Origin of the sequence: Corynebacterium sp. MSK150, assembly GCF_030229215.1 — a bacterium.
Taxonomy (GTDB): domain Bacteria; phylum Actinomycetota; class Actinomycetes; order Mycobacteriales; family Mycobacteriaceae; genus Corynebacterium.
Genome location: NZ_JASPHM010000012.1, coordinates 47,231 through 73,836, shown reverse-complemented (window position 1 = coordinate 73,836; position 26,606 = coordinate 47,231). Strand labels below are relative to the sequence as shown.

Sequence of the window (26,606 nt, the reverse complement as noted above, 5' to 3'; positions counted from 1 at the left end):
GTAGATTAGGACGCATGAGCAACGGATTCGGTTTTTCTTTCCCCAATAACGATGACGACGATAATGACGGACGTCGTGACCAGAACCCGTTCGGCGCATTCGGCGGCGCTAATGGTGGCGGCCTGGGTGACATGCTGAACCAGTTCGGTCAGATGCTGTCCGGCATGGGCTCTTCCATGAACTCGCCGGAAAACTCCGGCCCCGTTAATTACGACATGGCTAAGCGCATCGCCCTGCAGCAGATCTCGCAGTCCAAGGCGGTAAGCGCGGACGATACCAAGGCTGTGGAGGAATCCGTCCGCTTGGCGGAGCTCTGGCTTGATGACGCCACCTATTTGCCCACCGCCTCCGGCACGGCCAAGGCCTGGGATTCCAAGCAGTGGTTGGAAGAGACCATGCCGGCGTGGCAGCGCATGGTCACCCCGGTGGCAGAGCACATGAATGATGCTCAGCTGGACTCCATGCCGGAGGAGGCCCGCGAAATGATGGGCCCCATGACCAAGATGATGAACCAAATGTCTGGCATGAACTTTGGCATGCAGCTCGGCCACGCCTTGGGCGATTTGGCCTCCCAGGCGCTGACCGGTTCCGATTTCGGCCTGCCCATCGCCCCAGCCAATACCGTGGCACTGTTGCCACAGACCATCCAGAAGGTCGCCCGCGAGCTTAATGTTCCTGGCCAGGAGGTGCTGGTTTATATTGCCGCACGCGAGGCTGCCCGCCAGCGACTGTTTAAGCACGTGCCCTGGCTGGTAGAGCGCATCGTCTCCTCTGTAGAGGAATATGCCATCGGCCTGGTTATTGATACCTCCCACCTGGAGGAAGTCACCCGCGAACTCAACCTCGAGTCCGGCGATCCACAGGCAATCCAGGATGCGATGAGCAAGTTGCAGGGCATGGACCTCTCCCCGCGCATTACCTCCAAGAACACTGCGGCCGCATCCCGCCTCGAGACCCTATTGGCCTTGGTGGAAGGCTGGGCCGAGCACGTGGTTACTGAGGCACTGGGCGAGCGCATCCCGTCGACCTCGAAGCTCACCCAGGCTTGGGCACACCGCCGCAGCACCGGCGGTTCCGCCGAGAATGCCTTCAGCAAGGTGGTTGGCATCGAGCTCAATGCCCCTAAGGTCTCTGAGGCCGCAGAGCTATGGCGCCGCGCCACCGTGGCCGTGGGCGCAGAAAAGCGCGATAAGGCTTGGGATCACCCGGACTTCCTGCCCACTGCGGAGCACCTCGATAACCCGGCCGCCTTCATCGACTCCCTGCTGGACGAAGGCCCGGATGAGGGCTTCGAAGAAGAGTTTGCCAAGCTGGAGGAAATGCTGAAGAACGGCGAGGATTCCTCTGCCGTGCAGGGCGACGAGTCCACGGATTCCGAGAAGCCGGAAGGCAAAGACGACGAGAAGGACAAGGGCAACGAGGACGGAGAGAACTAGCAGCCCCAGCGCTGATAGGCCTCAAGATAGCCCTTCGCCCGCTCAGCGTGGGGCGCCCTGTCCGCCCACTGCCAAAAATCCCGCCCATGGCGCGGGATGAAGGTGTGGGTGAGCTCGTGAATGATCACTGAATCCAGCACATAATCCGGCACGTGTTGCAGCCGGTCACTGAGCCGAATATCCGCGGTGGAGGTAGTACAGCTACCCCACCGCGTATTTTGGTTGCTCACCCACCGAATAGAGCCGATGGTTGCACGACCATCTAAATACGCCGCGTTAAGCCGCCGCGCACGTTCTTCGAGCTGGGCGTCTGTGCGGCGGCCACTGCCCTGTTTCTTCTCCACCCGCGCCAACATGTCTGCGACGGCATCGCGCTCATCCCGCACGGACATCCACGCGGGAATGCGTACCTCGAGCACCCCGGATACCATGCGCGCCTGCACGGTTTTCTTCCGCTTGGCAGAGCGAATGACTTTGACCTCTGGGGGCTGCGGTGCGGTGGGCTGCGTGCTCGACATGACAGGTGATTGTACCTGTGGTGCAATGGAGACCACATACTTCGGGGGAAGGGGTTAAAAGCGTGGGGATTTCTGCCACCCAAGTGGTCTTGGCGCCAGGCAGCGCAGTGTTGTGCCGCGAGGAAACGGTGATCCAATTTGGCATGGATGCCACCCGCGTTGGGGTTGCGGAAACTGGAAGCGCGCTCACCGTCGCGACGGCTTTCAACACCGCTCGCGAACCAGTGTCCCCGGAGGACTTATCTGAACGACTGCGTGCTGCAGGGCTTGAGAAGGCGGCGGCGCTGAGCCTCATTGAAGACGCGCTGGACTACGGCATCCTCTGGCCACACAACGAGGCCGATGCCAAGGCAGACGCCATTGTCCTCATGGGAGAATCCGCCTTGGCGGAGAGGCTCCGCGCGCGCCTTGAGGCGGATGGCTTCCAGGTCCGCATCCCGTTGGAGGAAGACAATGTCTTTTCCTATATCCACGACCTCGATGGCATGTATCCAGTACTCGCTGTGGACCAGCTGCACTGCCCACTGGATTGTGCGAATGCACTCGCGGGCACAGGCACTACGTGGATTCCGGTATCTTTGCTGGACAATCGTGGCGTCATCGGACCAGTATGTATCCGCGGCCAAGGACCGTGCCCATTGTGTGCGCACTTGGCCCGCGTGGATATGGACCCACTGTGGAATATCATCAGCACCCAGCTCACCCACGTGCGCCGCACTCCAGAAGCCGTGGTGCTCGATGCGGTCTCGGCGCACACGCAGGTGACTATAAGACGACTGATGGGGCGGCCGCTGCCGCCAGGCGCACCGACCACAAAGCCGCGCCCCGGACAGCAGTGGGAGGTCGATGTCTACGGACACCATCAACAGCGCACCGTCATTGCGCATCCACGCTGCCCGGTGTGCTTCGGCGGCAAGACCAACCTGGCTAGCTGCGAACCGAACGAATAACCTCTAGTACTTGGGCGCCGTAGCGCTCCAGCTTGCTAGGGCCTACGCCAGAAATGGAGAGCATCTCTGCCTCATCGGAGGGCAGTTCCTCCGAAATCGCCTGCAGGGTGGCATCGGAAAAGATGACATAGGCCGGAACCTTTTCCTGGCGCGCAATCTGGGACCGCCACGAGCGTAAGGCGGCAAAGACCTCTTCATCGCCGCCGCCTTCACAATCTTCATGGCGGCCTATGACCTTTTCCGCCGGTGTTCCCAGCGGACCAGAGCACACGCGGCACCGCTTCGGGCGGCGCGAGCGAGCCCCACCGCCGGAAACATCCTCGGCCGCCGGAACGATGCCATCGAGGAAGCGGGTACGCTCGCGCGAGGCACGCGAGCCGGTAGTCTTCGCCAGCGCCCACGACAGCGCGAGGTGCTCACGGGCGCGGGTAATGCCGACGTAAAACAGGCGGCGCTCCTCTTCTATCTGTTGGTCGCCAGCCTTGATGGCGTGGTTGATGGGCATGAGCTTTTCCGTTAGCCCCACGAGAAATACCGCGTCCCATTCCAAGCCTTTGGCGGCGTGGACGGTAGCCAGCGTCACGCCTTCCATAGCTGGGGCCTGCTTATCGGTGGAGCGCCGGCGCAACTCCCCCAGCACCCCGTTGAGATCGATGCCAGGAGTGGATTCCACAATCTTTTCAATGAGCCCAACCAGTGCGTTGAGGGACTGCCAGCGCTCGCGGGCCTGGGCGCCCTGCGGCTCGGTGGAACTCAATCCCAACTCGACAAACGCAGCCCGGGCAATCGCCACTGGGTCATCCGGCAGGTCCTCGCGGCGGGTCGCGGCGATGAGCACGCGAATAGCCTCCAGGATCTCCGGGCGGCGGAAAAAGCCTTCGCCGCCGCGGACTTGGTAGACCACTCCGGCGTCAGCAAGCGCCTGCTCAAACTGCTCCGACTGGGCATTGATGCGGTAAAGGATGGCAATCTCGGAGGCCGGCACGCCCTGGTCCAGCAGGGTAAGGACTTGGCCCGCCACCTCCTGGGCCTCAATCTCTTCGGACTCATAGGCCTTGAAGGTGGGCTCGGGGCCGGGCTCGCGCATGCCTTGCAGCTCCAAGCGCGTGCCCGCCGCGCGGCCGGTGGCCTTGCCAATGACCCGGTTGGCCAGGTCAGTTACCTGCGGCGTGGAGCGATAGTCTCGCTGCAGCTTGACCACGGTGCCATCCGGGTAGGTGCGGGAGAAATTGAGCAGGTAGTCCGGGGAGGCGCCGTTGAAGGAATAGATGGTCTGGTTAGCATCGCCCACCACGGTGAGGTCATCGCGCTCTCCCAACCACGCGTTGAGCACCCGCTGCTGCAGCGGGGTAACATCCTGGTACTCATCGACGACAAAGGTGCGGTACTGCTCGCGGAAGGTCTCCGCAATCGCCGGCACATTCTCGATGGCACCCGCGATGTGCATGAGCAGGTCATCGAAATCCAGATGCATCATGTCCGGCGTGGCCTTGGACTGCTCGTAGCGGCGGAAGGCCTCTGCCACCTTGGCCGGATCGGCCGGCGCACTGCGGTCCGTATTCTCGATCACGGACTCATAATCCTCGGCGCTGACCAGCGCGGACTTAGCCCACTCGATCTCCGCCAGGACGTCTCGAATCATGTCCTTGGAATTATCCAGCCCCACCGAGCGCACCGCGCGGGCAACTAGGGGGAATTTATTATCCAGCAGTTGCCACGGAAGATCTCCTGCTACCTGCGGCCAGAAATACTTCAACTGGCGGCGCGCCGCCGCGTGGAAGGTCTGCGCCTGCACGCCGGCCACGCCCATGGTGCGCAGGCGATCGCGCATTTCTCCGGCCGCTCGCGCCGTGAAGGTCACCGCAAGCACGCGCTGCGGGTTCACAAAACCCTGGTCCACCAAGTTGGCAATGCGATAGGTAATAGTGCGGGTCTTGCCCGTACCCGCGCCAGCCAAGATGCACACGGGCCCGCGCGGCGCCGTGGCCGCGCGCAGCTGATCTTCATCCAGCAGGGACAAATCCGGCTTAGTCACCGTGATACCACTCCATAATCATCGTGTGTGCAATTGAACCCGGACGAGGAAGCTTAAGCTCAGGCAGCTCGGCGCGCTCCACCCACCGGATTTCTTCCAATTCCCCATCAGTATGGCAGGTGGGGTGGACATCAGCCGTGCGCGCACAAAAGCCCAGCATAAGGGAGCCACTCGGCGGCCACGGCTGCGAGCCCCAATAGCGAATATCCTCCACCCTGCGCCCGGTTTCTTCCAGGGCCTCGCGTGCAAAAGCAGCCTCCGCGGTCTCGCCCGGCTCAACGTAGCCGGCGATCAGAGAAAAGAAGCCAGTGCGGCGGCGATTGCGCGCCAGCAAAATCCGGTCGGTGCCGCTGAGGCGAATAAGCCCGATAACGGCAGGATCTAGGCGTGGGAAAACCATTCGGCGCTCGTCCACAGGATCGCGCCCAACGATTCCCGGTGCTGGGTAGTCCAGTTTGTGACCGGTGCGCGGATCAAAGCGCTGCTCGCGCCGGTTGCGGATCAGCGCAATGGCTTGCAAAATCACTGGCTGGTCCGCAAAGAACGTTGCGCTTTCCAGCTGGCCCAGCTCGCTAGCACCGTCTTCCGGATACGCGCACGCCTGCAGGGTACCTAGGTCCACTACTGCGTGCTTGCCGACGCCCCCGGGAACCTTCTCCACCAGCACCGGTTCCCCCGCTGCCGTAACCGGAACCTGGCCGTGAGGGGTTACTGGGAGGAACATTTAGTCCTCATCATCATCCATGACCTCGATGGGCTGTTCCATCTCATGCTTGATGTAGAGCAGGCGGTCGCCCGGCTTCAGCGCGGAGGCATCCGCGGTATCCACGCGGTGCAGCTCGTTATTGCGTAGGACAGCCAGCACGATATCTGCCAGGTGGCGTGGGTTGGAGCCCACCTCGAATTCGCGCACGGCGCGCTCGGCTACGGAGAAACCCTCGTTGGGTGAGAGCAGGTCTTCCATCATCTCCACCACCGTCGGCGTCACGGTGGCTAGGCCCAGCAGTCGACCAGCCGTCTCCGCAGAGGTGACCACGGAATCCGCACCGGATTGAAGCAAGAGGTGACGGTTCTCAGACTCGCGCACCGACGCCACAATCTTGGCCTTGGGCGCAAGCTCTCGCACGGAGAGGCAGCACAGCACCGCAGTATCGTCCGTGGATGGGGTAACGACGACGGAGCTGGCATGCTCTACCCCAGCGATCTTCAGCACGTCCTGCTTGGTGCCGGAACCAAAGATGGTGACCAATCCGTGGTGCTCGGCGTGAGCGAGGGACGCACGGTTGGTATCGATGACAACGATCTGGGAGGACGGAACATCATCGGCCAGCAGCGCGGCCACGGCTCCGGCGCCCTTGGTGCCATAACCGATAACGACGGTGTGGTTACGCAATTGCTTTCTCCAGTTCTGGATTTGGAAAGTGCGGCGGGCCTTATCCGTCAACACGGACAAGGTCGCGCCAACCAATAAAACAAGGAAGATCAGGCGGGCAGGGGTAATAAGCACTAAGTTAATGAGCCTGGCCTGTGGGGACACGGGCACGATATCGCCGTAACCCACGGTGGTCAGGGACACCGCCGCATAGTAGGCGGAGTCCAATAACGACATGTCCTCGCTATACCCACCGCCGTCCACATAGACCACGATGGTCACGAAGACAACGATGCCAAAAGCCCACAGCACACGCTTGCCCAGCTGACGCCACGGGCTGGAATTTTCATCCCTCGGCACCGTAATGACATCAATGAGCGCGTGGTCCGGCTGCGAGGACAGCTCGACCTGCGGCAAGAAGCGACTTCTAAAGCGTGACTTCATTGCCTGCGCACGTTTTTTGGCCACTAGCCCAGCCTTCTTTTCTGGTCTCGAATGATTGCTCAAGAGATTGCGCGCTTACGCAACCGCCCACATACCTTAGCCCTTGTGGTGCTCAACTGACGATTCAAGGAGTTCCTTCAGCTCTTCCCCACGCGGCAGGCGGGCAGGCTCGAAGGTATAACCATCGTGCACATAATAAAATGCGGCACGAATCTTTTCCCCGCCGTGGATGCGGCGCCAAGCCTCTGCGTAGACCGCTAGCTGTATCTTGGCAGCATCCATGGCTTCTCCCTGGGGTGGGCGGCCGGTCTTCCAGTCCACCACCATCCAGGTGCCATCCTCCAAGCGGAATACCGCATCCATGCGCCCGCGCACCACGGACTCACCAATAGTAATTTCAAAGGGCGCCTCCACGTGCTCCGGTTGACGTTCGGCCCACTCGGAGTTCAGGAAGGCCTGCTTGAGCTCTTCCAAATCAAAGTCCTCCGGTTCATCGATTCCCGGAAGTTCTTCCTCGCCCAATAGCGCCGGGCTGCCGAAGCGGTCCTCCAACCACGCGTGGAAGGCGGTACCGCGCTTGGCATAGGAATTCGGCTTAAACGGCACGGGGCGGCGCTGCCTGCGGGCAAACTGAAGCGGGTCGGCCCGCAGCGCAACCATGTCGGAGGCGGTCAGCTCGCTGGGTAGCTCAACGTCTACCACCGGCTGTTGCAAGGCCTTGTACTCCTCAATGAGAGCGCCAGCTTCCTGCTCCCATAACTCAAAGGTTTCACCCCGGCTCAAATCTGGAAGTTCCTCCATTGCTGCAAGGACTAGGTCCGCACCGGCGACTGCCTCTGGGCTGGCCTCAAGTGCTGGGAATTGTGCGCTCTCTCCAAAATCATCCTCGGAAGGCTCGTCGGGGACGGACCACTCCACCACGTACTGCGGGAATTGCTCTTTCAGGCGCTCTAGGTATTCGTAGGGAACTTTCTTGTTCTTTCCATTGCCGTTATTGGTGCCCGAGCCGGTAACGGTCAGGGTAGATTCGGTACGCGTCAGCGCCACATAAAAAAGGCGCGCCGATTCTTCCGCCTTGATGGCGCTATCTGCTTTCTTAAACTCCTCGCACGCGTTTTGGAAATGCGAGCGCTTTTGGGCATCCTCTGGAACCTCAATATAGTCATCGTCTCCCGGGACCTTATCGATCCTGGACAGGAAGGTCTCTGCTTGTGCGCTATAGCTAGACGAATCCGCATGCACCACGCAGACGTGTTCCCATTCCAAGCCCTTGGCCTTGTGCGCGGTCATAATCTGCACGCGGTCAGTGGCGGCGGGAACCTCGCCGAGGTCTAGGCCATCTTCCTTTTCGAGCGCTAACGCAAAGTAATCCAAGAGCGCATACAAGGAATCACCGTGGAAGCCTGCGACGATATCGGCAAATTTATCCAGATGTGTCGCGCCCCCTGCGCTTCCACGAGCTAGTACCTCGGTGCGGATATTAAACAATGCTTCAATATCGGCGAAGATGTCCACCAGCGGTTTGGAAAGAGAATAAGTGCGCAGGTGTCGCAGTTTGGCAGAAATCTCTTCCATACGGGCGAGGCCTTGCGGGGTATAGCGGTCTCTTTCACCCAAATCTGCCAGGGCGTCAGCAAGGCCGACGCGCTGATCCGGCTCCTCAGCGGTGACATCTTCCAGCTGCGCACGCAAGTATTCTTCCGGGTCCATCCCCGGCTCCCAGCGCAAGCGCTCCTCCCTCGCGCCGGCCAGGTTTCGTTGGCGGGAAGCGAGCGCTTGAATATCACTGATTCCCAGGCCACAAATCGGCCCTGCCAACACCCGCACTGCCGCAGGCAAGTCTTCTGGGCGCACGAGCATGGTGGCAATAGCTACGAGGTCCTGGATTTCTGGCTGCCACAGCAGGCCACCGAGACCGATGATTTCATTGGGTACGCCCGCTTTGTCAAGGGCCGCAGCGATGGGTGCGGAGTGCCTATTTTTGCGCACCAAAACCGCCGCGCTGAAGGTATCTCCCTCGCGCTTTTCCCACTGCTCTTTCAGGTACTCGGCAACGAATTCACGCTCGCGAACCTCGCTGTCGAAGTACGCCAACTGGATATCGCCTTCGCCCTTATGCGGGGCGGCAGACAGCTCGTCCACGGGACGTTCAACGCCTTCGAATACTCCCTCCGCCACTGAGTTAGCCAAATCCAGCGCACCAGAGGGGTTGCGCCAAGAGGTGGTCAACTGGTCCTTCGGGGCGGGTGTGCCCGGCGCGACTGGGAAGTCTTCCACGAAGGCAGTGAGGTTTTCAGAGGTAGCACCACGCCACCCGTAGATGGCCTGCATTGGATCGCCCACGGCCGTAACCGACAGGTCCTCTTGGTCCCCTCCGAATAGGCTGCGTAGAAGCACGCGCTGGGCATAGGAGGTGTCTTGGTACTCGTCTAGCATGATGACCTTATAGCGCTGGGACTGCTGCTTTCCCACCACAGGATGGTCGCGCGCGACGCGGGCGGCGACGGCCATTTGCTCGCCAAAGGTGATGACTTGTCGCTCAGATTGTTCCTTTTTCAGGGCCTCCAGCAGCGGCACGTACTGCACGCGGCGTTCCTGTGTTTGGATATATTCCAGCAACTTTTGCGAGTATTCGGGGCCATTCTTTTGGGATTTATCGAGGTTATCGATGTCCGCCCGAAAATCGCGGGCATGCTGGGCGATGTGACTCGTGTCCTTGAGCCCGTTATCGATATCCTGGCTGAATTTCAGCAAGGTCTCGGTAATCGTGGCTAAGGCGCGATCGTCTTCCAGCTGGCCGGTGTAATTGCGCACCACATCGTAGGCCAAGGAATAGCGCTCGGCCTCGGTGATGATGCGTGCGGTGGGCTCTACTGGAACCAAGAGCCCGTATTCGCGAACGAGTTCTCCCGCGTAGGAGTCATAGGTGGCTACCTTCGGCGCAATGTTTTCTAGCGCTTCTGCCACCTCACCGCCTGGTGGGATGAGGCCGGAATCGCGCAATTTAATCAGCTGCCGGCGGATGCGCTGCTCCAGCTGCTGCGCGGCCTTACGGGTGAAGGTCAGGCCGAGAACCTGCTCCGGGCGCACATAGCCATTGGCTACAAGATAGACCACGCGCGAGGCCATGGTTTCTGTCTTGCCGGCACCAGCGCCGGCAACCACGAGTTTGGGGCTAAATGGGCCTTCGATGACGTGGGCTTGTTCCTCGGTAGGCGGAAAGTCCTTGCCCAAGGCTGCAGCGATCTGCTGTGGGGAAAAATTGCTCTTAGGCATCGGTGGTCATCCTTCCTTCTTCCTGCACGGGGCAGATAGAGCGAATTGGGCATTTATCGCAGTCTTTATTGGTGCGCGCAGTGATGCGCGGGCCACGCATCTCCTCCACCAGCGGGGGTAGAAGTGCGGCGAATTCTTCCAGGGCCTCCGGCGACTTATCGCTTTGCCAAATCTCACCAATCTTTTTGGTGGTCACCCCCGGATACACCAGCACACCGCCCTGGCGCGGCATGCCTTCGCCGTCGTGAACCTGGTGGCCGTCAAATGCGCCGTGGGCAAGCGCGAGTTGATAGGTCATCAGCTGCACATGGTCTTCGCCTTCCTTCTTAGCCGGCATGCTTCTACCTGTCTTGAGGTCCACCACCAAGTAATTGCCCTCTTCATCGCGAAGCAGACGGTCCATATAGCCGCCGATGCGCACCTCCTCGCTGACGCGTACGCCTACGGGGATTTCCACACCGGCAAGCTCTTGATTGACCTCGGATTGGCGCGCCCATTCCCGGGCGCGGTCCAACAGGGTGGAAAACTCATCGAGCTTGAATCGCAATTGCCACTGCGGTACATCCTGAATGCGCTCGAAAGCCTCCATCACCAATAGCTTGGCCTTTTCCGCGTCCATGCCGCGGCCAAGGGCTTCAAAGAAGGCGTGCGCCAACGTACCGCGGAGCAGGTGTTCCTCGGTGCTTGGGTCCTCGGCTACATTGCCGAGCACGGCCTTGAGCGGACAGTTGAGCAATGCTTCCACACGGGAAGGCGACAAACTACCGCTGGTATGCAGCGGCGTTTCAGCCGCAACGGAGCGCGCAGACCACCACTGCTCCGGGTGGGCGCCAGGGATATCGGCTGCCGCTAGCCGAGCGAGCTGGCGCGCTGCTTGTTTGCGCTCAACCTCACCGGATTCCGGATTGGTAACTACGCGGCGCAATTGTGCGACAAAGGCCGGCACGGACAGCACCGCCACATCAAGGGGATCCACTTCGAGCCCATCGCGCAATGACACGGGTGCGGGTTCGGGCACATCGAGGCCCAGTTCGCGCGGGAGTTGGGTGCGGCGCAGCGCCCGCTTTGCTTGCCGACGCGCAGCTTGGCCAGGCACGTCCACGCCACGGCCGGCGAATTCGCTGATGAAGCGAGAAGGCTCAGAGACCGTATCGCCCTCTGGGTTTTCCACGGCGGCAATGAGAAGGCGCTGTCGGTGGCGCGTGGTAGCGACGTGGAAGAGACGTCGCTCCTCTGCCAAGCGGGAGGCAACGTGGCTGACGGGGGTATCGGGATCAATATCGTGGTCGAGGAGATCGATGAGATCTTCTTGACCAAAGATGGAGCCGGTCTCCCCTAGCGAAGGCCAGCTTCCTTCCTGCGCGCCGGCCACGATGACGGTATCCCATTCGCGGCCCACGGCACCGTGTGCAGTCAGGATCTCTACTGCCTGCGGAATGGCGGTGCGGCGGTCGCGCACACCGGTGGGAAGTTCTTGTTCGGTGATATGCGTCAGGAAGGCACGCAGCGAGGAATCAGGGCGACGCTCGACGTAGTCGCCTGCGGCGTCAAAAAGCGCCATCATTGCATCCAAGTCGCGGTCGGCCTGCGAGCCGGTCGCACCACCGCGCAGCGCCGAAGCCTGCAGGCGGTTATCAAGCTCAGTTGCGCTCCACACGGCCCAGAGGATCTCCTCCACAGAGTCCCCGGAGGCGAGTGCGTCCCGGCCGGCACTTAGAACCGCGCGTACACGTTCCAGGATGGAGTATTCGCGCTCAGTGAGTTGTCCATTAAAGTCTGGGAGCTCGCCGTAGAGAAGACCGCGCAGGCTATCGATGCCCCGGGTAGTGGAATCCCAGCGGCGCAATCCACGGATCAGGCGGCGCAGGGTGACGGGATCGGCGCCACCCACGGGACCGGTGAGCAATTCTTCCAACTCCGAGTTTGATAGGTCTTCCTCCAAGGCACGCAGGGCGAGCAGCACGGCGGAAACCAAACGCTGTTCGGCTAAGACGACGTCGGTAGGGCTAATGTGCACGGGCACGCCGGCGGACAAAAGGGTGCGGCGCATCTGGCCGATATCACCGGTTGAACGAACGATGACGGCGATATCGCGCCAGGGCACGCCGTCTTCTAAGTGACGGCGCCGCACGGTATTGGCTACGACGTCACGCAGCCTGCCGTCCGAATCCACAATGGAGATGCACGCCGGTGAGGGTGTGCGGTGAGGCTCGGTAAGCTCAATGTCGTGGTCAGCTGGGAAGTCCCGCAGGAAACGCGAGCTAGCACCACGGAAGGCAAAGACGGATTGATCGGCATCGCCGCCTACCACCACGAGATCCGCCTGCGGGGTCATGTCGCGAATGAGCTTGCCCGCAGTGGGGTCAAGCAATTGCGCATCATCGACAATGATGGTGTGGAAGGGGTGCTCGCGCAGTAGCTGGGGGCGCTGAAGAACCGCGGTAACCAATTCCGCAGCGGAATAGGAATGGGCGCGGGAAAGGAGCTGCACCCGTTCGTACTCGCGCAGGAATTCACCCGCCGCGGACCACATGGGGCGGCCGTGCTCGGCACCGAGGCGCTCTAGGTCGCCCGGGCCCAGGCCGCGTTCAATGGAGCGCAAAAGGAAATCGCGCAGCTGCCGGGCGAAGCCCACATATTCCAGTGCGGGCCGCATCTCCGCGGGCCACGAGCCATGCCCGTCTTCTGCTTGGCCAGTAAGCAGCTCGCGGATGACAGCGTCCTGCTCCGCACCGGTAATAAGTCGGAGCTCCTCCTCGGCTGCTGTGCGCAGCAACGCGAATGCTAGGGAGTGTACGGAACGCACCATGGAGGTCTGGGCGGCGTAATCCTCGAGCCGCTCAGAGAGCTCGCGGCGCAGCCGGGCGCCGGATTCCTTCGAGGGAGCGATAACCAGGATGCCGGAGGGATCCGCGCCGGTCTCCCGGGCTTTATCCAAGGCATGAATGACGGTATCGATAAGGAAGCTGGACACACCGGTGCCAGCGGCACCGGTTACCTTCCAGGTACCGGATTCGGGCAGGTCAACAGGCCAACTGCGGGTCGTGGCGGACTGGGTACGGGGAACGAGGCGCACCTGCGGGGACGGTGGAAGGACCACTCCCGCACGCGCGGTGGAATGGGGGTCGTAACTCACCGCTCCAGTATGGCAGATGCCCGCGACACCAGATGCTGCTCCACCCGCTCAATGTGCGAACGCGTGTTTGAACGCGACGCGGGGTGCAGGTCATTGACATGACGGCGATACGACACAGCGCGCAATAGCAATTCCGGCATACCGGGTACATGACTAAAGCGCTGGCAGATCCCATCATCGACCGCTTGGCCAATGAGCCCATCCACAATAACCAAAGCGGCCGTCCAGCCGGCTGGGCGCGGGGATCCGCTCGGCACAATGTCCACAATGCCCGGCGGGTTGGAGCCGTGGTAAACCGTAGTGGTGAGAAGAGCGGTGTGGGCGGGGATAAGGGGGACGTCGGCAAGCAGGGCTGGGCGATAAGCCTCGCCCGTTTCCTCCCAGGCGGCGCGCTCTGCACGAGCGAAGGCATCGCTACGCTGCCCGTTGGGAAGGGGTACCTCGGCTATAGCCGCGTCGAGGCGCAACGCCATCTGTGCGGTTTCATCAATTCGCCCGCGTACATGGCCCGGAATAAACTGGGTAGCCTTCCATCCAGCGGCCGTGTGCCGGCCATCGCTCGACAGGACCGGCCGGGAAACGCGGGCCCCCTGCACGCTGAGGCGCTCGCGCACCTTGGCGGACCAGGCGGCAAACGGACCAGCCTGGGAATAGACCACGTCGCCCACCTTGATGCCGTTATCCCACACCGGGCCCAATTGATCGCCCTGCGCGCGGCGGGTACCAGTGGCACCGGTTTCCGCGTGGAAAGCGCTTAAAACATGCTCTGGGGGAAGCGGCATCCTGAACTCCTATTCGGGTTGGTGGGGATCCTTATTATCCGGATTCGGATAAGGCCACGGGTTCGGTGAGCAGGTCACGTCCTCATCAGGATAGACCTCGCTGGGCTTGCGATCGTGCAATTTTTTGTTGTTAAGGTCCAAGGTCTGCTGCATCATGACCGGCGCTAGCTTGCCTTGGCCGCCACACGGCTGGTGGGCCGCATAGCCAATGGCATGGCCCAACTCGTGGTTGATGACGTACTGGCGGTAGTTGCCCATATCGCCCTCAAAAGGCGTGGCACCGCGCACCCAACGTGCCTCATTGATGATCGTGGTGGACTCGCCCGTAATGGTGGTGTGGCAGGAGGTTTCCGTTTCAATCTTCTCGCCGCAACGCTCTGCGGCGGTGCCCAGGGAGGTCAGCTGGATGCGGGTATCCGGTTCCGCGTCGGCCGCCACGTGCTCGAACTCGAAGTCCTTATGCGCGGTCCAGCCGCGCGGGTCAGACAAGGTGGCCTCCACCATGGCGGCAAAAGACTCATCGCCGCCATACGGTGCGGTATTAAGACCATCTTCTACCTCGATGGAATAGCGCACCTTTTGCTTGCCGCCCTTACCCGTGACGGCGCCAGGCTCACCTACCTCGTGGAAGGTGCCCTTGCCCTGCTTGGTATAGGAGCCACCGGGCGGCATCTCGCTGATTTCCCGCTTGACCGCTGCGGCACCGGCAGGATCAGGGCCTACCTTTTCCGCACTCGTTGGGGCAGCCTCGCTAGTGCCTTCCGCCTCTTCTTCAGAGGAAGTTCCGGTGGCGATATCGACGATGAACCAAATGGTCAGCGCGATCATGAGGGGGATAGCCACCACGCGCCACCAGCCATATTGACGCGCAAACCGGACCACCGCATTGGGGTCGTCCGGCGAATGGCCCTGGCTCCGGTGGGCGTGGCGAATCTCCCTTTTTTCCATGGGGCCTTAGGTTACCCGCTTGTATTTAAAAAAGCTGAATCAGCAGCCCTATGTGCTCGCCTTAGGCGCCGGCGAATCCCACGGCGTGCTTCTTTGCAATGCCGACCTCGACGTAGACCACGCGGTCAGTGCGCACGAGGTACTTGCGACCCTTGTCATCTTCCAATTCCAAGGTGGAGTTATCCGCCAGGGCACTGTTGATCTTCTGCGTCAGCTCGGCTTGGTCACCTGCAGCACTAATGACCAGCTCGCGAGCGGTATCCGCGAAGCCAAACTTGATATCCATGAAGATTCCTCCTCTAACTAGAGTTTTATTGTCAATGGCCCCACTATAACCATCCCGGCTACTATCAAGGTGTGTCTGACATAAAATCCCAGCCACCGAGCTTCGCGGAACTCGGCGTTGCGGCCGAAATCTGCGATGGTCTCGCCACTCGTGGCATCACGCGTACTTTTGCAATCCAGGAATTAACCCTGCCCATCGCGCTATCTGGCCAGGACTTGATTGGCCAAGCGCGCACTGGCATGGGCAAGACCTATGGCTTTGGCGTGCCGCTTTTGGACCGCGTCTTTGATGACGCCGATATCGACGAGCTCGATGGCACCCCGCGCGCCCTCGTGGTGGTCCCCACCCGCGAGCTTGCCCAGCAGGTCACCGAGGACCTGCAGGTGGCTGCCGCCCACCTACCCGTGCGCTTAGCCTCCATATACGGCGGCCGCCCCTACGAGGAACAGATCAAAAAGCTCAACAAGGGCGTCGATGTCATCATTGGCACGCCTGGCCGATTGATCGATCTCCACGAACGCGGCGAACTGCAGCTAGATCGCGTGGCTATCTTGGTGCTCGATGAGGCCGACGAGATGCTGGATCTAGGCTTTTTGCCCTCGGTGGAGGCTATCCTCAAGGCACTCGATGGCAACGCCCACCAAACCATGCTCTTTTCCGCCACGATGCCGGGCGCAATTTTGACGCTCGCCCGCCGGTTTATGGAAAAACCCATCCATATCCGCGCCGAATCCGGCGAGCAGGATTTCACCCATTCCTCCACTCGCAAGGTCACCTTCCAGGCCCACCGCATGGACAAGGTTGCCGTCGTCGCCCGCGCCCTGCAGGCCTCCGGCCGCGGGCGCACCATCATCTTTGCTCGCACCAAGCGCGCGGCCGCCCAGTTGGCCGATGACCTTGCCCGGCGCGGCTTCCACGTGGGCGCGGTCCACGGCGATCTGGGGCAAAAGTCGCGCGAGAAGTCGCTCCAAGCCTTCCGCACCGGCCAGGTGGATATCTTGGTCGCCACCGATATTGCCGCCCGCGGCATCGACGTTGATGATGTCACCCACGTCATCAACTATCAGGTTCCGGATGATCCGATGACCTTTGTCCACCGCATCGGCCGCACGGGTCGCGCCGGCCATACCGGCACCGCCATCACCTTGGTGGGCTATGATGAGCTGGGCAAATGGCAGGTTATTAATGATGAGCTGGATTTGGGTGAGCCGAATCCCCCGCAGTGGTTCTCCACGTCCCCGGAGCTGGCCCAGGCTCTAGACATCCCCGCGGAGGTAGAAGAAACTGTCGGTCCTGAGACCAAGGTCGTGGGCCAAGTGCCTGTCCGCGAAAAATCCCCCACCCGTACCACCGCGCGCCGCGGCAGCTCCCGGCGCCGGCGAGGAGGCCGCCGATGACTAAAGCTCCCATTTTGCGCTCGACGCCCGCCGATTGGAAGGCTACCGGCATTATCGCCGTGGTCTGCGCCATCGCGGTCGGCGGGGCGGCTATTACCGCCAATATTAATCAAGCGCATCTTAGCCAAGCGGCCGTCCCGGGAGATAAGGATGCACCCGCGCTTGCCGACGTCCCCGAGACACTCCACGAGTCCTTCAGCCTCCCCAACGAACCAGTACCCGGCCAATACCGGGCGGTTTCGGCACACGGCCTGACCATCACGCACGCCGATCACACGCTCACCGCCACCAATCCGGACGGCTCCGAGGCGTGGACTTATGAGCGCACAGACGCGGATCTGTGCTCGCTGTCTACTGCATGGGGCAAGATCGTGGCGTCGTATAAGACCGGTGTGGGCTGCGGGGATACCGTGGCGATTGAGGCTGCGACCGGTGAGTATGACAGCACCCGCAGCGCCGTCAGCTCGGAAAATGTAGTACCCGTTTCCTCCAATGACCGGGTAGGAACGGTCTCCACCGACCGCATCGATCTGTGGCGCTCCGATATGGTGCGCACCGTGGAATACGGTGATGTGGAGGCTAAACAGGAGCCGGACAAGCAACCGCATGAAGACTGCACCATTAGCTCCGCCCTTACCCGTACCGAGAATTTGGCACTGACCGAGTCCTGCCCCGATAAGCCGGGCACCACCTGGTTGCGCTTCCAGGACACCACCCCTGATGATTCCCGTGAGCCCGATATCGCCGCCGATGTGGACATAGCCACCGACGGCGCCCGGCTTGTCGCTGTGGGGCAAAAGGCCGCCGCCGTCTACCGCCCAGGCCCGAATCCCACGATCGAGTCCTATGACAACAAGGGCGAAAAGCTGGACTCTAATTCAGCAGAGCCCTCCCCTGACATTGACGCCGGCGCCTCCCCGTTCGCCCCGGCAACCGCGGACCTACCACACCATATGACCTGGTTTGATGGCTCCCGCCTCTACCTCTTCAAGCCGAGCGACCTCGCAGTGGATCACGTGGTAGACGATGCCATCGGCACCCCCATCGCCGTCGACGAGCACATGGTGGTCCCTACTCAAGCAGGCATTGCTGTCATGGATTGGTCCACCGGCAAAACTCTGCGAACCATCCCGGTTGATCGCGGCGGCTACCGCGGTCCCGTCTACCTCACCTTGGCGGGCGACACCATCGTGGAAACCCGCGGCGATCAGGTCGTGGGCCTAAGCGCCGATTAACCCCTCCACTACAGAAAGGGCCGCGCCTTCGGGATTTTCCCGGGGCGCGGCCCTTGTGTGCGTGGCAGCGAATTTAGAAGTTTGCTGCCGCCCACTCCGTGGAGGCGCGGACGAACATCAGCAGGAAGATGACTACTGCGGCGCTCGCCAAGGTCACCGCACCAAGTAGCGGCGATCCGCCGCTGAACATCTGGAAGGAGCTCGCCGCCAAGATGAGCTCCACCAAGATAATGGCCCCCCTACCCCAGCGCTTTCCCTTGACCATGGCCCAAGCACCGACGATGACAAAGCCAAAAACAATAAAGATAAATAGCGCGGTGCCCAGCCCTACAAAGCTTCCGGAGCCCGAGTCCGACACCATGGATTCATTTTCTGCGCCGGTCGCCTCGCGCACAATCAGGAAGATACCGAAGCAGATGACGGCGATGGACTGAACCACGGCGAGCGCTGCGGCCACGAGTACCGGCTGTGGCGCGCCCTGCTGGGCCTTCTCCTCACGCGCCGGCTGCGCGGAGGAAACACTTTGCTTTTTGTTTACCTGCTTTTTCTTCTGCTTAGACACAAACCCACAGTCTACTCACCGGCCAGCGCCGTTTCCTTCTGCGCCACTCAGGTTTCGCGGGGGCAGAGGTTAGCTGGGTAGATTTGACGCCTCTTCAGTCACCGCACTCAATGTTTTTTGGACAATACGCCAGTTCAGCGCGTTTCTCACAGGCTTCTTTCAACTCGATCATGGACTCAAATGACCCCCACACCAGTTTCAATCAAGTGAGGTTGGACACAATTTTGCCTCTACCCCTAGCGGAGTCTGAGTAAACATGTCATGATTCTGGGGTAGCAAAAAGAAAGAGGACGTAAACCTCTTCTTAACTTGAAGGAAACTTCAAGCAACCACAATGTGAACCATTGGCGGCGGCGACGCTGGCCCGACCTCGAGACCGGGCCCCACTGCACGCAGACCAGTTCACACAACCACCCACCCTGGCATTGGTTGCTTTTCATTTTCGTGAAAAGCGCTTGTGCTTACTGCTGTCGAATTTTTGTTAGGAGATATCAATCATGGATTGGCGCCACGAAGCTGTTTGCCGCGACGAAGACCCCGAGCTGTTCTTCCCAGTAGGCAATTCTGGTCCCGCACTTACCCAAATCGCTAAGGCCAAGCTGGTCTGCAACCGCTGCCCTGTTGCCTCTTCCTGCCTGAAGTGGGCACTGGAATCCGGCCTGGACGCCGGCGTCTGGGGCGGCCTGTCTGAAGAGGAGCGCCGCGCCCTCAAGCGCCGCCGCAACCGCGGCCGTGGCCGCGCCCGCGTTTCCGCTTAATAAGCAGCCCCCAATTTTCGTTTCGGCGCCCTTAGCCGCTACAGTTGAATAAAGTTCAGATACCCTCAACGAAGGAGTGCGCAATGAGCAAGCGTGGTCGCAAGCGCAAGGATCGCCGCAAGAAGTCCGCTAATCACGGCAAGCGTCCTGGCGCATAACGCACAGCATTACTCAAAGCCCGGTTCCCTCGGTCACTTAGACTGTAGAACCGGGCTTTTGCTATGTCAGACGCACATCGATGTCGTCTCCTAGCTCCCCGCTTGACCTCTCCGTGCCTTAAGTCCAATGTGATCGGGCCGAATTGAACACATTGGGGTCTCAATTCGGCCCTTCCACCCTCAATTCGGCCCGATCAGTATGGACTCAAGCAAAAAGTTGGAAGATCATGAGACCAGACCCCACCACAGCGGGTGAGCAACAGTGCCTACCACGCCGTTTCGATGCGGGTAATCTCTACCGAAATGCGGCGGCGCAGCGCCTGCGGCGCCTTGGCCTGGCCGTTACAGCAATTACGCACCAGGGAGCGGATAATCTCCTCGCTCTCGAGGCGCTGTTGACAGAAATCGCACTGGGCGATGTGCTCGCGGATGGCGAGTGCGCGGGCATAGGTGGTGGATTCATCGAGAAGCTCGCACAGGAGGGCCTGTACCTCTGGGGAGCTACACGCACCACAGTTGTGTTCCGTTGCGCGGTCCATTACTTCTCCTCCATGTCTGGGTGTTCTAATCCAATGCCTTGTTCTCGTGCCACGTCTTTCAACGCTTTCCGGAGCAATTTTCTTCCCCGATGCAAGCGAGACATCACGGTACCTAGCGGAGTATCCATGATCTCTGCAATCTCCTTATAGGCAAGGCCTTCAACATCCGCGTAGTACACCACCATCCGGTAGTCATCGGGCAGGTCATTCATGGCCTCTGAAATGGTGGCGTCCGGCATGTCCTTAAGCGCTGATACCTCTGCGGATTCCAGGCCAGTGGAATCGTGCCCAGCAGTGGTATAGAGCTGAAAATCGCTCAGTTCATCGGCCGAAGACTCCGTGGGCCGGCGCTTCGCCTTGCGGTAGGAGTTGATGTAGTTATTGGTCATGATGCGATACAGCCAAGCCTTAAGGTTTGTACCTTGCTTGAAGGAATGGAAAGACTTATAGGCCTTGAGGTAGGTCTCCTGCACGAGATCCTCAGCATCTTGCGGGTTGCGCGTCATGCGCAGGGCACCGCCGTAGAGCTGGTCTAGCAGGGGCAGCGCTTCCGCTTCGAAGCGGCGCTGCAGCTCCTTTTCGCTGATTGTTTCTTTAGCCACAATTTCTATCCTAACGCGTAGCGTTAGAATCCCAGGCATGTCTAAAAAGTCCCCGCATGCAGCTACCCCAGCGCTCAAAGTAGTGGAAGACGCCGGCGTAGACCACCACGTGTATACCTTTGAGGCGGGCAAGGATCACTTCGGCGATCACGCCGCGGCTGCCCTAGAGGTAGAGCCGGATCGCGTGCTCAAAACCCTGGTCATCGATTTAACTGCGGGCAAGGGACCAAAGCGCAAGCTGGCAGTCTGCGTCATCCCTACCACCCATCACCTGAGCCTCAAGAAGGCCGCGGCCGCCCACGGCGTTTCTAAGGCCGCCATGGCGGATCCCCATGACGCATCCAAGTCATCCGGATACATTCCCGGCGGCATTTCCCCGCTGGGCCAGAAAAACCCGCTGCCCACGGTCATTGAGGAAACCGCCGTCCTTTTCGATACTGTCTTTATTTCCGGCGGGCGCCGCGGGCTCGATATCGAACTCAGTGCGGAGGACCTCGCAGAGCTGTGCTCTGCTAGCTTTGCCGATCTACTCGCCGAGTAGCTCCGGATAATCGTTGGATACGCTGCCCACAGCCTTGTCGGCGGGGTGAGTGTGGAAGCCACGCAGAGGCGTCGGCAAGAGCAGCTCAGCAGCTTCCTCGGGGCTGCCCTCCAGCCAGGTACGCATTTCTTCGGCCGCCAAGAAGCGCGGCAGGCGGTGGTGCAGCCACTCCATTTCTTCCGTGGCGGCGGTGGTGACAATCGTGGCAGACAGGCGATCCAGGCCGGTGTCCCACAGGCCTGCCGCCCACAACAGGCCCTCTTCCGCGCGGACGAAATAGGGCTGCTTGCCGCCTTCTTCCTGGTGCCATTCGTAGTAGCCGTTCATGGGGATAAGGCAGCGCGGCCCCTTAAAGGCATGCCGAAAGGAGGGTTTGGTGGCCACGGTCTCCGCCCGGGCGTTAAACAGCGGCGGGCCGTCCAGGTCCTTCTTCCAATGCGGCAGCAGTGCCCACCGTGCAGGGTCGACTTGGGCGAGACTTTCACGCACGCGCACTATCGCCACCGGTTGGGTGGGCGCAATATTGTAGCGCGGGCCTGGCGTGCCTTGAGGGGCATGGACCTCAGTAACTCCGGGCAGCGCGCCCACTTCATCGAGAAGGGACTCGGTAAAAAGAACGAATCTTCCGCACATGCCCTCTATTATGGACGATATGTCTCAACCTTGGTCCGCCCCGCAAGCGGCAGGCCCCATAGCGTGGGCCCAACACGTGCCGGGCTCGAAGTCTATTACCAACCGCGCTTTCATCTTGGCTGCATTGGCCAATGGCCCCTCTACCCTGCGCGCGCCGCTGGTCTCCCGCGATTCGCAGCTGATGGAAAAGGCCCTGGAATCTATGGGCGTGCGCTTCGAGCACGATGGTGAGGATATCCACGTCACCCCCGGCCCGCTTAAGGGTGCCACGGTGGACTGCGGCCTGGCCGGCACAGTCATGCGCTTTATCCCGCCGGTTGCGGCCTTGGCGGACGGTGCCGTGCTTGTCGACGGCGACGAACAGGCCTACGCCCGCCCCATGTCCACCACCCTGGACGCACTGCGCCAGCTCGGCGTCGAGGTGGACGGCGATAGCCTGCCCTTTACCGTCCGCTCGCACGGAGTGCCGGAAGGCGGCGAGGTCACTATCGACGCCTCTGGCTCCTCGCAGTTCGTCTCCGGCCTCCTGCTGGCCGGCGCATGCTTTAAAAAGGGCATCACCGTCACCCACGAGGGCGGTCCCCTGCCCTCCATGCCGCACGTGGAGATGACCGTAGGCATGCTGCGCCAAGCCGGCGTACGCGTGGACTCCGGCGAGAATACCTGGACCGTGCACCCTGGCCCGATTGCCGGGCGGGAATGGGCAATCGAGCCGGATCTGTCCAATGCCACGCCCTTCCTTGCCGCCGCTGCCGTCACCGGCGGCCGGGTGACCATTAAGCGCTGGCCTGCCAATACCACCCAGCCGGGCGACGCCATTCGCCATATTTTGGTGGATATGGGTGTCATGGTCACCCAAGAGCCGGGCTTTGTCACTGCCAAGGGCTCCAAAGACGGCGCGCTGCAGGGCATCGAGCGCAATATGGGCGATATTGGCGAGCTCACCCCCACCGTCGCGGCGTTGTGCGCCCTGGCGGACACCCCCTCTACTCTGACCGGCATTGCGCACCTGCGCGGGCACGAGACCGACCGTTTGAAGGCGCTGGCGCATAATATCAACGCCCTCGGCGGCAAGGTCACCGAGCTTGCCGACGGCCTGCACATCGACCCCGCCCCTCTCCACGGCGGCGAGTGGCCGTGCTACGCGGATCACCGCATGGCCACCGCGGGCGCGATTATCGGTCTGCGGGTACCGGGCGTAGAGGTAGAAGACATTTCCACCACCGCGAAGACTCTGCCTGGCTTCGACCGCATGTGGGAGACGATGGTGGACCCCGAGCAACAGGAGAGCAATGGCTAGGCGTTTCGGTTCTTTCGATGAATCCGACGTACGCGTGCGCCCCGGGAAGGGCTCGCGGCCACGTACTAAGGACCGCCCCAAGCACAAAAATGCCAAGTTCGGCATGGTCATCACCAAAGACCGCGGGCGCTGGGGCGTAGCACTGGACGACGGCCCGCGGGTCACCGCCATGCGCGCCCGTGAGCTGGGCCGCACCGCCATCGAGGTGGGCGACCGCGTGGGCGTGGTGGGCGATACCTCCGGCAAGAAGGACACCCTAGCGCGCATTGTGAAGCTGGAAGAACGCACCTCCGTCCTCCGGCGCACGGCCGATGACACCGACCCTTATGAGCGCATCGTGGTGGCGAATGCGGACCAGATGCTGATCGTCACCGCCGTGGCCGATCCGCCGCCGCGCTCTGGGTTTGTCGAGCGCGCCCTCATCGCTGCGTTTGTGGGCAATATCCACCCCATCCTGTGCTTGACCAAGACCGATCTCACCGATCCTGCCCCCTTCGCGGCCGAGTTCGCCGATCTCGATATCACGGTGGTGGAAGCCGGCGTCGAAGACGGACTTGAGGCGGTGCGCAACCACATCGACGGCCACGTCACCGCGCTCATCGGACATTCCGGCGTGGGCAAATCCACCCTGGTCAACCGGCTGGTACCAGACGCGGATAGGGAGACAGGGGAAGTATCGGGCGTCGGCAAGGGCAGGCATACCTCCACCCAATCGGTGGCGCTCCCCCTCCCCGCCGAGGATGCATTCACCGGCGGCTGGATTATCGATACCCCAGGCATCCGTTCCTTTGGCCTCGCACACGTGAATGCCGATGACGTGCTTGGCGTCTTTGAAGACCTTGCCGCCGCCATCGAGGACTGCCCCCGCGGTTGTACGCATATGGGCCCGCCTGCGGACCCAGAATGCGGCCTCGATGATCCTGCGCTGATTCCCCCTGATACCGCCAGTGCGCGGCGGCGCGACGCGGTGCGCGGCCTACTCGAGGCCCTGCGCACCAACGTGGAGTGGGAAAATTAGAGGTGGAAGCCGGTATCGGCCATAACACCCAAAATGCCATCCACGATGCCGAAGAATACATCGAGGATCTGGCCCCAGGTGCCCTGGGACGAAGTCTCTAGCAGCGCCAGCCACGGGGTGGTGGGCACGGCGTCGGCAGCCGCATCCGCAGCTGGGGTGGTATCTGCCAGGGCGGCCGGCGCGGCACTGAGGGCTGCGCCTGCGGTAACGGTGGCCGCAGCGAGGTTCTTGAAGCGCTGAGTCATATTGTCTCCTTAAGAAATTAGAGCAGTTCTACGAGGAACGGCAGCTCGGTGGGGTGATAAAAAGCCATGAACTTATCTAGTGCATCGCCTACAGCCAGCTCCGCATCCTCATCGCCAAGGTCTGCGGTATCGATAGCCTCGATGGCTTTCGCGGTGGTTTCCTCGGACTCCGCAATATCCACGTGGATGGCTGCTAGGTCATCCTTGCTGATCTGCGCTGGCTTGAGCTCTACCACCGGCTCGCCCATATCCGGCCGCGGGGTGAGGACAGAATCATCCAGGTCTACCGAGATAACCACGCGGCGGTGCGGGAACTTCTCTTCATCGCCAATGGCCAAAAGGCGCATGGAGGCCATAGAAGCCTCAAGGAAAGCCGAGTAGGCAATTTCTTCTTCATCACCCTCGGTATAGAACTCCTGTAGCGCAGGGGTTACCATAAAGCCCCAACCGGAGCGCGCGGACAGGGAGCCGGTTTCTTCCAGCTCCGCCAGCATGGCGTAGGTAGCAGGGATGTAAACGCGGGCTTTAGCCACTAAAACTCACCTTCAATATCGAAGACTGCCTGAATTTCTACGGACACGCGGTCGAAGCTCGTGTACAAGAAGCCGACCATGCCTGCCTCTACGGCCGCGCGAACGTTGAGAATGGAATCATCAACCATGACACAATCATTGAGCGGCAACTCAAGGGCATCCGCTGCCGCTTGGAAGGCTGCAACCTCTGGCTTTTCCGCCCCCACCTCGCCGGAGAGAACGACTGCGTCGACGTTTCCGCGGTACTCCCACTCGCGGATGTGCTCCGCGCCTGGTCCGCCTGGGTCATTGGACAGGATGGCGGTTGCTGCGCCATTTGCCTTGGCGGCGGCCAGCAGCGCCTTCCAGCGGCGGTTGTCTTCTTCGGTGCCGTCAAGGACGCCGACATAGTCAACGATTAGACCACGCATGTACTTAAATCCTTTGGTTACGATTCTCTTTAACTCCCCGAGAGTATAGCGAACCACGCGCGCATTCGCGCCCACCCCTTTCAGGAAACCCTCAGAAATGGCGGGGTTGGGGCGGGCATGAGACAATTATCACGCGTCCGCCTCCTGTCCTTATGCAGGAGCATTACTTCCCCACCATGTACGAGCCCATCCCCGGCTACTCGCACCTCAAACTCTTCATTGCGCCCCACCGCGTGCGCTATGGCCGCTTGCCGACGTCCGCGGAAGTCGCCGCCCAACACCGCATCCAAGGCTGGGTAGTCTTTGCGCTCGAGGTAGCCGCCGGTTATCGCCCGCTAGCCCATCTCAATTCCGCGCGCTATTCCGATGCCATCCGCCTGCACATTGGATCGTGGGTGCGGCGGCGCACAAGCCCCTATGCCACAGACAGACTGCAATTGACTAGCCTGCACGCGCGGCCCAATGGCGAGTACTTTGGCTCCGCCTACATAGGCCAACAGCAGCATGCATTTACGGGCTCGGCAAGCCCCACCGGTTTAACGTCGTTCCGCTTGCTCTAGCCCCGCGGGCAGGGCTTAGCACCTAGGAAAAGAACTGGCCCAGGTGAGAAAGGATGTCGGACCAGTCGAGCGCGGACCATCCGAATCCGGCGGCGCTGGTCAGCGCCGCTAAACCGGTGGCTAGGAGGCCGCCTTCAAAGGCGGATAGACCGGAATGCTCGTCCGCCGTCGCATCCGCGGACACGGATCCTGCAGTATGGTGCGACGCGGCGGCCTGCTCCAGAGGCGCATTGACCTGCTTGGTGATGGTGACAATATCGCGCAGCGCCGCCGCATAGGCCGGAAACTCATCTGGGAAGGCGGAGCCTGTATCCCCGATGGTCGGCAGCTGGGCACGCGGAGAGGGCGCCACTTTGCCGGCGGGGGCCTGCGGCACATCCTTGGTGAATTCACCCAGCTCGGCGCGAATAACCACCTGGGCGTAATTGGCGCCCAGCATATCGAGGTAATCCAGTACGGCCGCTTCGGTGTACTGCTTGCCGTCTAGGGATTGCGTCCGCTCCTCTGGCTCCCACGGGAAGTCCAGCGGCGTGGAATAGATATTGCCATCGGTGCGCGCGGTATTGAGCCGGGCTTTGCCAAAGTAGTACTCGAAGGCGGCGTCCGCCTTATCCTGGGACAAAATTCCATCGGCCACCAATGCTTCCTTGCGCTGGGTAGCAATGGCCAGGATGGCCGCAGCTGCGTTATCCTGCTCAATTTTTTCGCCCGAATCCAAAATGATGCGCAACGAGGTGGCAGAATCACGCTGCACCTCATAGGCCACGGCCGGCGTGGCGCCACCGAGCAAGGTGGCAGACAGGAGCGTCGTAATACCGAGACGCAAAGAGCGGCGGCGCATCGTCAGTGGAGTTCCTCACAGGAAATAAGCAGGATGGACAGGTTCCTTATATTCTACTCATTTTTTCCTGAAAAGAAACCCGCCCCGCTCC

Annotated in this window: 27 protein-coding genes; 10 read left to right on the top strand and 17 right to left on the bottom strand. The window is 61.2% G+C overall.

Annotated features, from left to right (window positions below; all coding sequences use genetic code 11):
- Positions 1-14: 14 nt before the first annotated feature.
- On the top strand, positions 15-1,436 hold the full coding sequence (locus tag QP941_RS08730; RefSeq protein ID WP_284868688.1) for a zinc-dependent metalloprotease: 1,422 nt from the start codon (positions 15-17) through the stop codon (positions 1,434-1,436).
- Here the strand turns inward: QP941_RS08730 and QP941_RS08725 are convergent.
- Positions 1,433-1,954: a M48 metallopeptidase family protein gene (locus QP941_RS08725; RefSeq protein WP_150851870.1), complete on the bottom strand. Its 522-nt coding sequence runs from the start codon at positions 1,952-1,954 to the stop codon at positions 1,433-1,435. The genes QP941_RS08730 and QP941_RS08725 overlap by 4 nt on opposite strands.
- A 62-nt stretch (positions 1,955-2,016) precedes the next feature.
- Between QP941_RS08725 and QP941_RS08720 the strand changes: the two genes are divergently transcribed.
- On the top strand, positions 2,017-2,904 hold the full coding sequence (locus tag QP941_RS08720) for a hypothetical protein (protein WP_284788821.1): 888 nt from the start codon (positions 2,017-2,019) through the stop codon (positions 2,902-2,904).
- Here the strand turns inward: QP941_RS08720 and QP941_RS08715 are convergent.
- The 8 genes from QP941_RS08715 to QP941_RS08680 all read right to left on the bottom strand — a co-directional run bounded on the left by QP941_RS08715 (position 2,882) and on the right by QP941_RS08680 (position 15,183).
- A complete protein-coding gene (locus QP941_RS08715) occupies positions 2,882-4,939 on the bottom strand; it encodes an ATP-dependent DNA helicase UvrD2 (protein ID WP_284868687.1) in 2,058 nt (685 codons plus the stop codon). The two genes, QP941_RS08720 and QP941_RS08715, sit on opposite strands and share 23 nt — an antisense overlap.
- On the bottom strand, positions 4,932-5,663 hold the full coding sequence (locus QP941_RS08710; protein ID WP_284868686.1) for an NAD(+) diphosphatase: 732 nt from the start codon (positions 5,661-5,663) through the stop codon (positions 4,932-4,934). The genes QP941_RS08715 and QP941_RS08710 overlap by 8 nt, the downstream gene beginning before the upstream one ends.
- Entirely contained in the window at positions 5,664-6,779 is a 1,116-nt protein-coding gene (locus tag QP941_RS08705) for a potassium channel family protein (RefSeq protein ID WP_502869208.1), read from the bottom strand. It abuts the gene before it with no gap.
- A 72-nt stretch (positions 6,780-6,851) separates the two neighbouring features.
- Positions 6,852-10,031 carry an ATP-dependent helicase gene (locus tag QP941_RS08700; RefSeq protein ID WP_284868685.1) on the bottom strand — a complete coding sequence of 1,060 codons (3,180 nt, stop codon included), beginning with the start codon at positions 10,029-10,031 and terminating at the stop codon, positions 6,852-6,854.
- Entirely contained in the window at positions 10,024-13,131 is a 3,108-nt protein-coding gene (locus QP941_RS08695; protein WP_284868693.1) for an ATP-dependent helicase, read from the bottom strand. Before QP941_RS08695 ends, QP941_RS08700 begins: the two co-directional genes overlap by 8 nt.
- 32 nt (positions 13,132-13,163) lie before the next feature.
- Positions 13,164-13,949 (bottom strand): hypothetical protein, encoded by a 786-nt coding sequence (locus QP941_RS08690; protein ID WP_284868684.1) that lies wholly within the window; start codon positions 13,947-13,949, stop codon positions 13,164-13,166.
- Positions 13,950-13,958: 9 nt separating this feature from the next.
- Positions 13,959-14,897: a DUF3152 domain-containing protein gene (locus QP941_RS08685; RefSeq protein ID WP_284868683.1), complete on the bottom strand. Its 939-nt coding sequence runs from the start codon at positions 14,895-14,897 to the stop codon at positions 13,959-13,961.
- Positions 14,898-14,958: 61 nt separating this feature from the next.
- Positions 14,959-15,183 (bottom strand): DUF3107 domain-containing protein, encoded by a 225-nt coding sequence (locus QP941_RS08680; protein WP_005322370.1) that lies wholly within the window; start codon positions 15,181-15,183, stop codon positions 14,959-14,961.
- A 71-nt stretch (positions 15,184-15,254) separates the two neighbouring features.
- Here QP941_RS08680 and QP941_RS08675 point away from each other — a divergent pair, with 71 nt between their 5' ends.
- Positions 15,255-16,580, top strand: coding sequence for a DEAD/DEAH box helicase (locus tag QP941_RS08675; RefSeq protein ID WP_284868682.1), 1,326 nt, complete (start codon positions 15,255-15,257; stop codon positions 16,578-16,580).
- Entirely contained in the window at positions 16,577-17,815 is a 1,239-nt protein-coding gene (locus tag QP941_RS08670) for an Rv3212 family protein (protein WP_284868681.1), read from the top strand. The genes QP941_RS08675 and QP941_RS08670 overlap by 4 nt, the downstream gene beginning before the upstream one ends.
- Positions 17,816-17,888: 73 nt before the next feature.
- On the opposite strand, the gene QP941_RS08665 is transcribed toward QP941_RS08670, so the two are convergent.
- Positions 17,889-18,377 (bottom strand): hypothetical protein, encoded by a 489-nt coding sequence (locus tag QP941_RS08665; protein WP_269954204.1) that lies wholly within the window; start codon positions 18,375-18,377, stop codon positions 17,889-17,891.
- A 497-nt stretch (positions 18,378-18,874) separates the two neighbouring features.
- Between QP941_RS08665 and QP941_RS08660 the strand changes: the two genes are divergently transcribed.
- Together QP941_RS08660 and QP941_RS11680 are read left to right on the top strand one after the other, a co-directional pair.
- Entirely contained in the window at positions 18,875-19,135 is a 261-nt protein-coding gene (locus QP941_RS08660) for a WhiB family transcriptional regulator (RefSeq protein WP_005322377.1), read from the top strand.
- An 83-nt stretch (positions 19,136-19,218) separates the two neighbouring features.
- Positions 19,219-19,293, top strand: a complete 75-nt coding sequence (locus tag QP941_RS11680) for a 50S ribosomal protein bL37 (RefSeq protein WP_100067784.1) — start codon at positions 19,219-19,221, stop codon at positions 19,291-19,293.
- 266 nt (positions 19,294-19,559) lie between these two features.
- Here the strand turns inward: QP941_RS11680 and QP941_RS08655 are convergent, their stop codons facing one another.
- A complete protein-coding gene (locus QP941_RS08655) occupies positions 19,560-19,832 on the bottom strand; it encodes an anti-sigma factor (protein ID WP_284767946.1) in 273 nt (90 codons plus the stop codon).
- A complete protein-coding gene (locus tag QP941_RS08650) occupies positions 19,832-20,434 on the bottom strand; it encodes a sigma-70 family RNA polymerase sigma factor (RefSeq protein WP_284767945.1) in 603 nt (200 codons plus the stop codon). Before QP941_RS08650 ends, QP941_RS08655 begins: the two co-directional genes overlap by 1 nt.
- Positions 20,435-20,471: 37 nt before the next feature.
- On the opposite strand from QP941_RS08650, the gene ybaK reads away from it, so the two are divergent.
- Positions 20,472-20,975: a Cys-tRNA(Pro) deacylase gene (gene ybaK, locus QP941_RS08645; protein ID WP_284767943.1), complete on the top strand. Its 504-nt coding sequence runs from the start codon at positions 20,472-20,474 to the stop codon at positions 20,973-20,975.
- Here ybaK and QP941_RS08640 read toward each other — a convergent pair.
- On the bottom strand, positions 20,961-21,608 hold the full coding sequence (locus QP941_RS08640; protein ID WP_284767941.1) for an SOS response-associated peptidase: 648 nt from the start codon (positions 21,606-21,608) through the stop codon (positions 20,961-20,963). The two genes, ybaK and QP941_RS08640, sit on opposite strands and share 15 nt — an antisense overlap.
- On the opposite strand from QP941_RS08640, the gene aroA reads away from it, so the two are divergent.
- Both aroA and rsgA read left to right on the top strand, forming a co-directional pair.
- On the top strand, positions 21,607-22,908 hold the full coding sequence (gene aroA / locus QP941_RS08635) for a 3-phosphoshikimate 1-carboxyvinyltransferase (protein WP_284868680.1): 1,302 nt from the start codon (positions 21,607-21,609) through the stop codon (positions 22,906-22,908). The genes QP941_RS08640 and aroA overlap by 2 nt on opposite strands.
- Positions 22,901-23,926: a ribosome small subunit-dependent GTPase A gene (gene rsgA, locus QP941_RS08630; protein ID WP_284868679.1), complete on the top strand. Its 1,026-nt coding sequence runs from the start codon at positions 22,901-22,903 to the stop codon at positions 23,924-23,926. Before aroA ends, rsgA begins: the two co-directional genes overlap by 8 nt.
- Here rsgA and QP941_RS08625 read toward each other — a convergent pair.
- From QP941_RS08625 to QP941_RS08615, 3 genes are read right to left on the bottom strand one after another with little or no spacing between them, the layout of a single operon-like run.
- Positions 23,923-24,171: a hypothetical protein gene (locus QP941_RS08625; RefSeq protein WP_239278752.1), complete on the bottom strand. Its 249-nt coding sequence runs from the start codon at positions 24,169-24,171 to the stop codon at positions 23,923-23,925. The two genes, rsgA and QP941_RS08625, sit on opposite strands and share 4 nt — an antisense overlap.
- A 17-nt stretch (positions 24,172-24,188) precedes the next feature.
- Positions 24,189-24,704 (bottom strand): DUF6912 family protein, encoded by a 516-nt coding sequence (locus QP941_RS08620; protein ID WP_448341378.1) that lies wholly within the window; start codon positions 24,702-24,704, stop codon positions 24,189-24,191.
- Complete coding sequence (locus QP941_RS08615) at positions 24,704-25,114, bottom strand: HAD-IA family hydrolase (RefSeq protein ID WP_239278750.1); 411 nt, start codon at positions 25,112-25,114, stop codon at positions 24,704-24,706. The genes QP941_RS08620 and QP941_RS08615 overlap by 1 nt, the downstream gene beginning before the upstream one ends.
- A 152-nt stretch (positions 25,115-25,266) precedes the next feature.
- On the opposite strand from QP941_RS08615, the gene QP941_RS08610 reads away from it, so the two are divergent.
- Entirely contained in the window at positions 25,267-25,674 is a 408-nt protein-coding gene (locus QP941_RS08610) for a hypothetical protein (protein ID WP_284766731.1), read from the top strand.
- A 22-nt stretch (positions 25,675-25,696) separates the two neighbouring features.
- Here QP941_RS08610 and QP941_RS08605 read toward each other — a convergent pair whose 3' ends face one another.
- Positions 25,697-26,515 (bottom strand): hypothetical protein, encoded by an 819-nt coding sequence (locus QP941_RS08605; RefSeq protein WP_284868678.1) that lies wholly within the window; start codon positions 26,513-26,515, stop codon positions 25,697-25,699.
- Positions 26,516-26,606 lie beyond the last annotated feature (91 nt).

Coding starts and splice junctions, on each gene's coding strand:
- QP941_RS08730 (WP_284868688.1), top strand. CDS start 15: ATGAGCAACGGATTCGGTTTTTCTTTCCCCAATAACGATGACGACGAT.
- QP941_RS08725 (WP_150851870.1), bottom strand. CDS start 1,954: ATGTCGAGCACGCAGCCCACCGCACCGCAGCCCCCAGAGGTCAAAGTC.
- QP941_RS08710 (WP_284868686.1), bottom strand. CDS start 5,663: ATGTTCCTCCCAGTAACCCCTCACGGCCAGGTTCCGGTTACGGCAGCG.
- QP941_RS08700 (WP_284868685.1), bottom strand. CDS start 10,031: ATGCCTAAGAGCAATTTTTCCCCACAGCAGATCGCTGCAGCCTTGGGC.
- QP941_RS08690 (WP_284868684.1), bottom strand. CDS start 13,949: ATGCCGCTTCCCCCAGAGCATGTTTTAAGCGCTTTCCACGCGGAAACC.
- QP941_RS08685 (WP_284868683.1), bottom strand. CDS start 14,897: ATGGAAAAAAGGGAGATTCGCCACGCCCACCGGAGCCAGGGCCATTCG.
- QP941_RS08680 (WP_005322370.1), bottom strand. CDS start 15,183: ATGGATATCAAGTTTGGCTTCGCGGATACCGCTCGCGAGCTGGTCATT.
- QP941_RS08670 (WP_284868681.1), top strand. CDS start 16,577: ATGACTAAAGCTCCCATTTTGCGCTCGACGCCCGCCGATTGGAAGGCT.
- QP941_RS08660 (WP_005322377.1), top strand. CDS start 18,875: ATGGATTGGCGCCACGAAGCTGTTTGCCGCGACGAAGACCCCGAGCTG.
- QP941_RS08655 (WP_284767946.1), bottom strand. CDS start 19,832: ATGGACCGCGCAACGGAACACAACTGTGGTGCGTGTAGCTCCCCAGAG.
- ybaK (WP_284767943.1), top strand. CDS start 20,472: ATGTCTAAAAAGTCCCCGCATGCAGCTACCCCAGCGCTCAAAGTAGTG.
- aroA (WP_284868680.1), top strand. CDS start 21,607: ATGCCCTCTATTATGGACGATATGTCTCAACCTTGGTCCGCCCCGCAA.
- QP941_RS08640 (WP_284767941.1), bottom strand. CDS start 21,608: ATGTGCGGAAGATTCGTTCTTTTTACCGAGTCCCTTCTCGATGAAGTG.
- rsgA (WP_284868679.1), top strand. CDS start 22,901: ATGGCTAGGCGTTTCGGTTCTTTCGATGAATCCGACGTACGCGTGCGC.
- QP941_RS08625 (WP_239278752.1), bottom strand. CDS start 24,171: ATGACTCAGCGCTTCAAGAACCTCGCTGCGGCCACCGTTACCGCAGGC.
- QP941_RS08615 (WP_239278750.1), bottom strand. CDS start 25,114: ATGCGTGGTCTAATCGTTGACTATGTCGGCGTCCTTGACGGCACCGAA.
- QP941_RS08610 (WP_284766731.1), top strand. CDS start 25,267: ATGCAGGAGCATTACTTCCCCACCATGTACGAGCCCATCCCCGGCTAC.
- QP941_RS08605 (WP_284868678.1), bottom strand. CDS start 26,515: ATGCGCCGCCGCTCTTTGCGTCTCGGTATTACGACGCTCCTGTCTGCC.